General features: G+C 69.1%; 8 protein-coding genes. 2 read left to right on the top strand and 6 right to left on the bottom strand.

Annotated elements, in window-relative coordinates; all coding sequences use genetic code 11:
* Positions 1-415 precede the first annotated feature (415 nt).
* Positions 416-1,849 carry a hypothetical protein gene (locus LFM09_RS48075; protein ID WP_414103359.1) on the bottom strand — a complete coding sequence of 478 codons (1,434 nt, stop codon included), beginning with the start codon at positions 1,847-1,849 and terminating at the stop codon, positions 416-418.
* A 335-nt stretch (positions 1,850-2,184) separates the two neighbouring features.
* On the opposite strand from LFM09_RS48075, the gene LFM09_RS48070 reads away from it, so the two are divergent.
* The gene (locus tag LFM09_RS48070; protein ID WP_414103358.1) at positions 2,185-3,273 is read left to right on the top strand and encodes an adenosine deaminase; all 1,089 of its coding nucleotides are present in this window, start codon (positions 2,185-2,187) and stop codon (positions 3,271-3,273) included.
* Here LFM09_RS48070 and LFM09_RS48065 read toward each other — a convergent pair.
* Together LFM09_RS48065 and LFM09_RS48060 are read right to left on the bottom strand one after the other, a co-directional pair.
* Positions 3,263-4,237 carry a dTDP-glucose 4,6-dehydratase gene (locus LFM09_RS48065; RefSeq protein WP_414103357.1) on the bottom strand — a complete coding sequence of 325 codons (975 nt, stop codon included), beginning with the start codon at positions 4,235-4,237 and terminating at the stop codon, positions 3,263-3,265. The two genes, LFM09_RS48070 and LFM09_RS48065, sit on opposite strands and share 11 nt — an antisense overlap.
* 2 nt (positions 4,238-4,239) lie before the next feature.
* On the bottom strand, positions 4,240-4,983 hold the full coding sequence (locus LFM09_RS48060; protein ID WP_414103356.1) for a GntR family transcriptional regulator: 744 nt from the start codon (positions 4,981-4,983) through the stop codon (positions 4,240-4,242).
* A 141-nt stretch (positions 4,984-5,124) separates the two neighbouring features.
* Between LFM09_RS48060 and LFM09_RS48055 the strand changes: the two genes are divergently transcribed.
* Positions 5,125-5,454 carry a hypothetical protein gene (locus tag LFM09_RS48055; RefSeq protein WP_414103355.1) on the top strand — a complete coding sequence of 110 codons (330 nt, stop codon included), beginning with the start codon at positions 5,125-5,127 and terminating at the stop codon, positions 5,452-5,454.
* A 57-nt stretch (positions 5,455-5,511) separates the two neighbouring features.
* Here the strand turns inward: LFM09_RS48055 and LFM09_RS48050 are convergent, their stop codons facing one another.
* Genes LFM09_RS48050 through LFM09_RS48040 form a run of 3 tightly spaced genes read right to left on the bottom strand, consistent with a single transcriptional unit; the run spans position 5,512 to position 7,568 of the window.
* A complete protein-coding gene (locus LFM09_RS48050) occupies positions 5,512-6,726 on the bottom strand; it encodes a primosomal protein (protein ID WP_414103354.1) in 1,215 nt (404 codons plus the stop codon).
* Between the two features lie 54 nt (positions 6,727-6,780).
* Entirely contained in the window at positions 6,781-7,218 is a 438-nt protein-coding gene (locus LFM09_RS48045) for a YbaB/EbfC family nucleoid-associated protein (protein ID WP_414103353.1), read from the bottom strand.
* Positions 7,215-7,568 (bottom strand): hypothetical protein, encoded by a 354-nt coding sequence (locus tag LFM09_RS48040; protein WP_414103352.1) that lies wholly within the window; start codon positions 7,566-7,568, stop codon positions 7,215-7,217. The genes LFM09_RS48045 and LFM09_RS48040 overlap by 4 nt, the downstream gene beginning before the upstream one ends.
* Positions 7,569-7,579 lie beyond the last annotated feature (11 nt).

Here is a 7,579-nt window from a genome sequence, read left to right as displayed (position 1 = left end):
CTCCGCCCCGGACCCCGCCAATCTGATCAAAGACCGGCCAGCGCCGTGGGCGGGTTGATGGCACGCCTGTTGCGTTGGGCGGCTTGCTGTTGCGTTGTTTGGTTGCGGTGGTGGGGTGGTCCCGTACGGGAAGAGCGGCTCGCCTTCGGCATCGCACAAGAGCGGCTGGCTCACTCGGCGCGTTCGGGAGGGACGGCTTGCCTTCGGCTTCGCGGCAGTGTCAGACCTCGTCGATACGTTGGGTCGCGGGGGAGCCGGAATTCAAGGGACCCCTGCGGAAGCGTGCGCGCGAGGTGGCGAAACGCTGCTTACTACCGCAACCTTGCCTCTTTGTGCGTTGCCGGGGTGCGAAACGGCCCCCGGAGCGCGTGCTCCGGGGGCCGTCGAAACGAACCAAGCGGTCTGGCTGGGCGAATCAGGCGCCCTCGGCCGCCAAGTCGTCGTCGTCCATGTCCTTGCCGCCGTTGGCCGGCTTCGGGCCGTTCTTGCGGGTGCGGCGCTGCGGGCGCGGCAGGGCGGTGGGCGGTGGGGGAGGCGTGGGGGAGCCGCCGCCGAGGATCAGTTCGGCGAAGGTTGCCATTGCCTCGTCCAGCTGGCCGCCGATTCGCAGTTCGGATTCCTGGTTCGACTTGCGGACCAGGGACTGCAGGGCGTCGGTGTCCGGGCGGGCGCCGACGGTTTCGGCGACCTTGGACAGGCTGGCGTCCACCGAGCCGCCGAGTTCGGTGATTCGGGCCGCGAAGCCGTCTTCGACCTTGTCGAGGCGGGTGGTCATGTTGTCGAGCTGGGAGGTGACCTGCTCCAGGCGGCCGGCGAGGGCCTCGAGGCGGTCGGCTGCGTCCACCTGGTCGCGGGACTGTTCGATTGCCGCGTACAGGGCGGTGCGGGCCTCGTCCAGCTTGCCTTCGACGGTCGTGCGGGTGTCGGTGACGGCCGAGGCGAGCTCGGAGCGGGTCTCGGCCAGCGAACCGGCCAGGGAGTCGCGGGTCTCCGCCACGACGCCGGCCAGTTCGCCTCGGGTCTGGGCCACCGCGCCGGAGAGTTCGGTGCGGGTTTCGGCGAGGGCGCCGGAGAGCTGGTTGTGGCGGTCGGTGACGGTCGACACGAGCTTCTCGCGGCTGTCGTTGATCGCGCCGGCCAGCTCCCCACGGCTGTCGGCGATTGCGGCGATCAGTTCGGCGCGGGCTGCTGCCAGGGAGTCGCGGGACTCGTCGGCGCGGCCGTGGACGGCGGAGAAGGACTCGGCGAGGATCTTCTGCAGGGCCTCGCGGGTGCCGTCGAGGTGCTCGTGCACGCCCTCGTCGACCTCGTCGAGGCGGCCGCGGAGGGCGGCTTCCAGGGCCTCGATGCGCTCGCGGAGCGGGTTGGTGACGGCGCCCGGGATCGCGTCCACCTTGCCGTCCTGCTTGTCCAGGTGGCCGTCGAGGTCGTCGATGCGCTTGTGGATGCTCGCGAGCTTGTCCTCAAGGCCGTCCATGCGGCCCGCGACGCCCTCGAAGCGGCCGGCGACGCCGTCGAGGCGGCCGTCCAGCTGGGCGAAGGGCTTGGCCAGCTTGTCCACCAGGGCGTCCACCGCGCGGCCGATGTCGGCTACGGCGTTGTCCTGGGCCTCCAGCTTGGCGAGGGCTTCGTCCAGCCGCTCCGCGAGCACGCTGACCTCGGTGCGGTCCGGCAGCTCCGACAGGCGCTTGCGAACCGAACCCAGCGACTCCAGAGGCGACATTCGGGCGTGGATCTCGTCCAGCGCGTCGAAGATCTGCTGCTGCTCGCTCTCACGGATCTCCGCGGCGCGCGTGAGCATGTTGCGCATCCGATCGAAGGACATCGTGGAGTTGTTGTTCTCTGTCACGGCTGAGTGCCTTCGTCCAGGGGAGGGGGAGACCACGGGAGCCTATCCGCGTCACGGGACGTGTCTGTACCACCCCCGCCAGAAAACGGCCGGGTGCGGACGGGCGACTGACCCGATCAGGCTACCTGGTTGCGCTGAATGCCAAGTTACCGGCCGGATGCGTCCGATTGCGACCGGTGATGTTCCTACCTTGGGGTGACTCAAGCCTCGATGTGGTTGCAGAAAGTTGCTGATCACGGATCGGCAACATCCGTGAACCGACAAATGATCATATCGGCGACAAGATCATTTTGGCCAGCGCTGAAGCGGCGTGTCGACTGAAGTAACGTGTAGCAATGTCCACGCCGCTTTCCTTGGAGACCATCCGCAGCGCGCCGAAGGTGCTGCTGCACGACCACCTCGACGGTGGCCTCCGCCCGCAGACGGTGATCGAACTCGCCGATGCCTCCGGCTACCAGGGCCTGCCCACCACAGACGCGGGCGTCCTGGGCGGCTGGTTCCGCGACAACGCCAACTCCGGGTCTCTTGTCCGCTACCTGGAGGGCTTCGCTCACACCTGCGGCGTCATGCAGGACGAGGCCGCGCTCATCCGCGTCGCCGCCGAGGCCGTCGAGGACCTCGCGGCCGACGGAGTCGTCTACGCCGAGATCCGCTACGCCCCCGAGCTGAACACCGAGAAGGGTCTCTCGCTGGAGCAGGTCATCGAGGCCGTCCAGGAGGGCTTCCGCGTCGGTGAGCAGCGGGTCGCCGCGACCGGCCGCAAGATCCGCATCGGCACGTTGCTGTGCGCCATGCGCCAGAACGAGGGCTGGCTGCGCATCGCCGAGCTCGCTGTCCGCTACCGCGACCTCGGTGTCGTCGGCTTCGACATCGCGGGCCCCGAGGCCGGCTTCCCTCCCACCAGGGGCCTCGACACGTTCGAGTACCTGCGCCAGCAGAACGCCCACTTCACCATCCACGCCGGTGAGGCGTTCGGCCTTCCGTCCATCTGGGAGGCGATCCAGCACTGCGGCGCCGAGCGCCTCGGCCACGGTGTCCGCATCGTCGACGACATCAAGGTCTCCGGCGACGGCACCGTCCAGCTGGGACGCCTGGCCGCGTACGTGCGCGACCGGCGCATCCCGCTGGAGATGTGCCCGACCTCGAACCTGCAGACCGGCGCCGCCGCCACCATCGCCGACCACCCGATCGGCCTGCTCGCCAAGCTGCGGTTCCGCGTCACCGTCAACACCGACAACCGCCTGATGAGCGACTGCTCGCTGTCGAGCGAGTTCGCCGCGCTGGTCGAGACCTTCGGCTACGGCTGGGCGGACCTGCAGTGGTTCACGATCAACGCCATGAAGTCGGCGTTCATCGGGTTCGACGAGCGGCTCGCGATCATCAACGAGCTGATCAAGCCGGGCTACGCGGCGCTCACCGCGTAGCCCACGCGCTCTCGTCGATCGGGCTGAGCGCGCGCAACGGTTCCCACCACGCGCGATTGGCCGCGTACCAGCGGATGGTGTCCCGGACACCGGCCTCGAAGCCGATCTCCGGGCGCCAGCCGAGCTCGCGGCCGATCGCGCGAGAGTCCAGCAGGTAGCGCCGGTCGTGCCCCGGCCGGTCCGCCACGATCGACTTCCGCGACTGCGGCAGCCCCAGTTCGTCGAGGACGAGGTCCGCTATCTGGTCGACGCTCGCCTCGACGCCCGTGCCCACGTGGTAGGTCCGGCCGATCTCGCCGTCCCGCAGCACCGCGTCGATCGCCCGGCAGTGGTCCAGCACGTGAATCCACTCGCGCCGGTTGTCGCGGGCCGCGTAGATCGGCAGCTGCTTTCCGTCCAGCGCAAGGGTCGTGAACAGCGGAAGCACGTTCTCCGGGAACTGACGGGGCCCGTAGTTGTTGGCGCAGTTGGTGATCGTGACCGGCAGGTCGAACGTCTCGAAGTACGAGCGCACGGCATGATCCGCGCCCGCTTTCGACGCGTTGTAGGGCGTGCGCGGGCGGTACGGCGACTCTTCGTGAAACGCGTCGACCGCGTCCAGCGCAAGGTCTCCGTAGACCTCGCACGTCGACACGTGGTGAAACCGTCGCACGCCGGCGCGACGGCACGACTCCAGCAGTGCCTGGGTACCCAGGACGTTCGTGCGGAAGAACAGGCCGGGATCCAGCACGGCGAGGCTGTTGTGCGACTCGGCGGCGAAGTTCACCACGACGTCGACGCCCTCGACGTCGGCCTCGGCGATGTCCGCGTGCACGAACTCCACGTCGCCAGGCAGGTTCGCGCGCGTGCCGCGGTAGGTCAGCGCGTCGAGAGCGATCACCTCGTCCAACGGGTGTTCGCGCAGCCAGTAGCGGGTGAAGTGCGAGCCGATGAACCCGGCCGCACCGGTGACGAGCACGCGCATTCTCAGTCCTCCGAACGGATCGGTGCTACCCCAGGTGGTTCCGCGCCGGGCCAGCCGCGGAACTCGACCTCCAGCTGGAACCGGTGGCCCAGGTAGTGGTGCTCGGACAGGGCGATCGGGTGCTCGGCGGCATCCAACGCGATGCGCCGCACCAACAACACGGGTGTGCCTACCGCGACGCCGAGCAACGGGCCGACGTCACCCGCGGCCACGGCGGCGATGCTCTGCCGCACCACGGCGATCTGGTTTCCGTTGCGCCGCAACGTTTCCCAGGTTCCGGGAGACTCGGCGTCGGCACGACTGACCGGCGCTGCCAAGGCCAACGGCACCCACTCGGTCACGACGTCCAGCGGCGACGAGCCGGTGCGGCGCAGCGACCGGACGCGAAGCATCTCGCCGGTGCCGAGCGTCAAAGCGACACTGGAGGGCGCCTCGCGGTAGCCGTATTCGAGAACGGTCCGCACCAGCGAGACACCGGCTTCGGCGACCGCGGACTGCGCGTGCTGGAACGTCCCGAGCGCGAGTGGCTGCGCGAACGAAGCCACGTACCAGCCGGCACCCTTTCGTGACGCCAGCAGCCCCTCGTTGCGCAGAAGCTCCAGCGCGCGGCGCACGGTCACGCGACTGACCTCGTACCGCCGGCCGAGCTCCGCCTCGCTCTCGATGGCCCCCGCCGGACCGTAGTCGCCGAGCGTGATGCGTTCCCTCAGCTCAGCGGCAAGACGCTGCGATCGAGAGCCTGTCATAAACCTGTATCATACAGGCTGCTGCAACCGGTTCTGGTTCCGGCACCGGTTGACCGGTCAACGACAGCTGGCCGACAGGTGCCGCTGGCAATCTGGGATTTGCCGTCACCCCAACGGTTTCGTCCCAGAAAGAGTGGTCAAATGCGCCCTGCTCTGATTGCCGGCGGACTCGCTGTTCTCGCCTCGATGGCGTTCGCGCTGCCCGCGAGCGCCTCGGGTGAGAACGCCGCGTTCTACAGCGGTAGCAACCTGTCCGGCTCGAAGTCGCCGGTCGACCTCGCGAACGGCGAGTGCGTGAACGTCGCGCCCGTGCGGTCCGGGATCAACATCTCGTCCGCCGACATCGAGGTCTTCTTCAACGCCGACTGCAAGACGGGTCTGCCCGGCCGCTCCGGCGACACCTACTACGTCCTCGGCAGCCTGCACCAGGGCAACTTCCCGTTCGCCGCGGTGAGCTACCGAGTCCGTTAGGCGCCAATGCAAAAGGGCCACCCCGGCGCGGGGTGGCCCTTTTCGCGTCTACCGCACTCAGTTGGAGTTGAGGCGGTCCTCGAAAGCAGCCTGGAGGGCGCGGAACGCGGCCACCTCGGCGTCGTACGGGGCGGACGGCGCGAGGCGCGTCGGGTCCGGCGCGACCACGAAGGACACGAGCCAGCCCAGCGACTCGGACGGCGCCAGCGCCTCCTTCACGGACTCGTCCTCTGCCCACTCGGCCGCGTCCTCGAACAGTTCGACGGCGAGGTCGAGCTGCTGCGGGTCGAGGGAGTCGGGGCCCTCCTCCATGTCCTCGGCGATGCCGGTCAGCACGTAGACGTTCTCGTCGTCCACGTCGACCTCGAGCTCGCCGGCGGTGGCCTTGACCTTGACGTCGTTCCACGTCTCGACGTTCGCGAGGTCGTGTTCGTCGTTCTCCGCCACGAAACGGCTGAGGGCGCGGGCCGAGGAGAAGACCTCGATCTTGCCGCGGCGGCCGAGGAACACCGGGTCGTCGCCCAGGTAGCAGCGCAGCGTGTAGAACTCGCCGGCGGACGTGATGATCTTGATGGGGTCGATGCCCGCGTCCGCCCAGAAGCCGGTGGGCTCGGCCTTCTCCTCGTCGGAGTCCTCGTCGTCGGAGTCGGCTGCGGCGGCCGCGGTCTGGGCCTCCAGCGCGGCGAGCTCCTCCTGCGCGACGGCCAGCTCCTTCTCCGGGACCTCCGGCGTGTTCACCACGCTGTCGATCGCGTCGAGGACCTCGTCCCACTTCTCGGAGACGATCTCGGACATCTCGTCCCACAGCTTCGCGCCGTCACGGCCGCTGAACGGCAGCGTGCCCTGCGGCAGCAGCGAGAAGCCCTCCGCCGAGTCGAGGACCTCGTGGACCTTCTCCAGGTCGCAGACGTCTGCGAGGGCACGCACGATGGCGATGACGTCGGCCAGCTCACCGATCGTCCAGGTGTCCGGGTCCTCGGCGATCAGCTCGGGCACGCCGACGAGGTCGAACTGGTGGTTGTCGTCCGGCGAGAGGTCCGCGACGCCCAGCGAAGGCACGACCGGCCACGCAGGGTGATCGGTGAGGTCGTGCTCTTCGGCGGTGCGCACGAAGGCGGCGAGGTGCGCGGCGTCGGGGAAGACGAACAGGTCCTCCTCGTCGCCGAGGAACGCCTCCCACTCCTCGCCCTTCTCTCGCCAACGGGGTGCCCACAGCGTGACGACGTCACCCTGCGTCAGCCCCAGCTCGATGGGGACGATGTCCTGCGCCATCCTGACCTCCCGGTCACGCCTGCCTGATGCCGTGGGCGAGCCTAACGGTGCTGATCACCGGCGCCCAAAGGGGTTCTCGAAGTACGCGTCCTCGTCGGGGTCCTCGACGAGGGGTGTCCGCGGCCGCCGCTCCGCTGGTGCCTCCGGAGCTGCGGATTTCGGGGGTACGACCGGGTTCCAGGTCGACCGGAAGGGGGAGTCTCCGGCAATCGACTCCACGTCGATCGCCACGCCGTCACCCAGTGCCAATGCCATCTTGTTGAAGCTCGTCTGCACGGCCGCGTTCGTCGCGAGCCGCGCGGTCTCCGTGACGACCTGCCCGACCGCCTGCGGACCCTGGTTCAGCAGCGCGGGGTGCAGGTGCACGGCCTTGAGCTCGCCCGTCGCCGACGCCGTGACGGTGCACAGCCCGTTCGGGTGCTCGACCGTGGCGGCCACGGCCTTGAGGTCGCGTTGCAGCCGCTCGGTGGCCTGCATCCGCTCTTCGTTCACCGCCGCCACCCGTACTCGTCCTCGTCCTGACCGGGAACGATCCCCAGCTCCGTCAGCTCCCGCGGGTCGACGACCCGCTCCAGCGACTGGTGCAGCCGGGTCGAGGCGCTGCGCCGCGCCTTCTCCGCGATGCGCATGATCTCGGCGGCCAGCCCTTGCGGCCCCATCCTGAGTGCCGCGGCGCTCACCGTGATCTCCTGCGGCGGACCCGCCGGCGTCGCCACCACCGTCACCGCACCGTCCGGTGAGGACGCACGGCCCGTGATGGGACCGCTGCGCGTGACGTGCTGCGACACGGCCTGCTCGACATCGCGCACCTTCCGTGCGGCGCGCTCGACGTCGTCGTCCACCTGATCACCCC

Source organism: Lentzea alba (genome assembly GCF_047445655.1).
GTDB classification, from domain to species: Bacteria; Actinomycetota; Actinomycetes; order Mycobacteriales; family Pseudonocardiaceae; genus Lentzea; species Lentzea alba_A.
The sequence above is the reverse complement of the archived record's forward strand: the minus strand, read 5'-3'. Positions and strand labels throughout refer to the sequence as shown.

What these genes read in the sequence shown, in the direction of transcription:
- LFM09_RS48070 (WP_414103358.1), top strand. Translation starts at nt 2,185, where the DNA reads ATGTCCACGCCGCTTTCCTTGGAGACCATCCGCAGCGCGCCGAAGGTG.
- LFM09_RS48065 (WP_414103357.1), bottom strand. Translation starts at nt 4,237, where the DNA reads ATGCGCGTGCTCGTCACCGGTGCGGCCGGGTTCATCGGCTCGCACTTC.
- LFM09_RS48060 (WP_414103356.1), bottom strand. Translation starts at nt 4,983, where the DNA reads ATGACAGGCTCTCGATCGCAGCGTCTTGCCGCTGAGCTGAGGGAACGC.
- LFM09_RS48055 (WP_414103355.1), top strand. Translation starts at nt 5,125, where the DNA reads ATGCGCCCTGCTCTGATTGCCGGCGGACTCGCTGTTCTCGCCTCGATG.
- LFM09_RS48050 (WP_414103354.1), bottom strand. Translation starts at nt 6,726, where the DNA reads ATGGCGCAGGACATCGTCCCCATCGAGCTGGGGCTGACGCAGGGTGAC.